Here is a 1,218-nt window from a genome sequence, read left to right on the forward strand (position 1 = left end):
TCATCAGATTACACTCCATTTCCAGTAAATTTTTGGGAATTCAGGAATTTACTCGTTTGGAATACCGAGAGTATATAGTAGATTTTCCTACCTTTAGCTCACCCCGAAACCGATGGATAGATGGTTCTGTCTTGTTGCTTTTATTTATTTTATTTAATAATAATGTAGCTGCTGCGTTTCCCATTTTAAAAGCAGGTTGTGAAATAGTACTTAAAGAAGGTGTAAAAATATCAGCAAATGCTAATTCATCTACTCCAATTAATGCAAAATCTTTTGGTATGTTTAAATTATTTTTTACAGCATAACGGAGTATCTCCATCATGGTTAAGTCATTTCCGGCAATAATTGCTGTAGGAGATGGGTTTTGAGAGAGCATTTGTTTTAGTCCATTTTGGATCTCTTGTATCTCTAATCCCTTAATCCATTCATTGTTCACCTCCAAACCCTGTTTGTTCATTGTCTCAACAAATCCAGATACCCTCTCAACCCTAGGCGTTACATTTCTTAAAAGTGATGTTGTAACAATACCTATTTTGCTATGACCTTTATCTACCAAATGCTTTACGGCCAATTCCATCGCATGTTTGTTATCCAGTAATACTGAATCTACTGCAAGCCCTTTCACTAATCTATCGATAAAAACAAGCGGAAAGCCTTTTTCCGTCATTTCCGAATATAATTCATAATTACCGCCTGTTGGAAAAATAATTAACCCATCAACCTGTTTGGCTATTAGCATTTCTATATACTGTTTTTCTTTAACAGGGTCGTCATCTGCATTACAGACGATAATGTGGAAATTCTCTTTGTTACAAGCGTCTTCAATTGCCCTAATAACTTTTGTCGAAAAATCATGCAATATATTTGCCACAATTACTCCAATAGTTGATGTTTGCTTTACTTTTAAACTCCTGGCAACTATGTTTGCTTGAAACCCTAATTCTTTAATTGATTTTTCTATTCTTCTTTTTGTATCAACCCCCATATATTCGTATCTTTTATTTAAATATTGTGATACCGTACTTTTTGAAACATTAGCATTTTTAGCTACATCACTAATTATTACTTTTCTCATCACCAAGACACTCCTAAAATCTATACTTTCATTTACTAAACCGGTTTAGTAAATCGGTTTAGTAGAACCTGAATCCGTGATATAGGTTGTTAAAACCCTGTAAATAAGATGTTATCCTGGTGTTTTTTCCAATTTCCTCCACT

The 1,218-nt window shown here is 33.7% G+C and carries 1 protein-coding gene; it reads right to left on the reverse strand.

Translation table 11 applies throughout. The features are described 5' to 3' along the window. Positions 1-40: 40 nt before the first annotated feature. Positions 41-1,075 (reverse strand): substrate-binding domain-containing protein, encoded by a 1,035-nt coding sequence (locus AB1L08_RS22365; protein WP_413066773.1) that lies wholly within the window; start codon positions 1,073-1,075, stop codon positions 41-43. Between the last annotated feature and the right edge of the window lie 143 nt (positions 1,076-1,218).

Origin of the sequence: Siminovitchia jepli, assembly GCF_047228825.1 — a bacterium.
Lineage (GTDB): Bacteria > Bacillota > Bacilli > Bacillales > Bacillaceae_C > Siminovitchia.